The sequence below is a fragment of the Sphingomonas sp. AC449 genome (assembly GCF_979253475.1).
In genome coordinates, this window is sequence record NZ_CEEDCZ010000047.1 from 1 (window position 1) to 277 (window position 277).

Genomic DNA, 277 nt, shown 5'->3' on the forward strand with positions numbered 1-277 from the left:
GGGACGCTGATCAAGTCGATCCGGCTTACCGGTGACGCGCAGGAGATCGACTGCCGATACGAGGGTAACAAGGGGCTGGTGCTGCGCGCGGAGTTCGTGCGGAAACGCTGACCACGGCGATGCGAGGAGCATGAAGCGCGCGGGTCGTGCGCGTCCGCGTCGCGCGCCCGACGCTGCGGCGGGGGCGAATCACAACGCCCCCGCCGCCGCTCGCCGACGGTCCACGCATGACCGCGACCCTCCCCCGTGTATCGATCCGACCATGACCGGAACACCA

The 277-nt window shown here is 69.3% G+C and carries 1 protein-coding gene; it reads left to right on the plus strand.

The window, feature by feature from the left end:
* Positions 1-111 (plus strand): PhnA domain-containing protein (locus AC0CH3_RS17800; protein WP_465238125.1); only part of this gene is annotated, 111 nt, incomplete at its 5' end.
* Between the last annotated feature and the right edge of the window lie 166 nt (positions 112-277).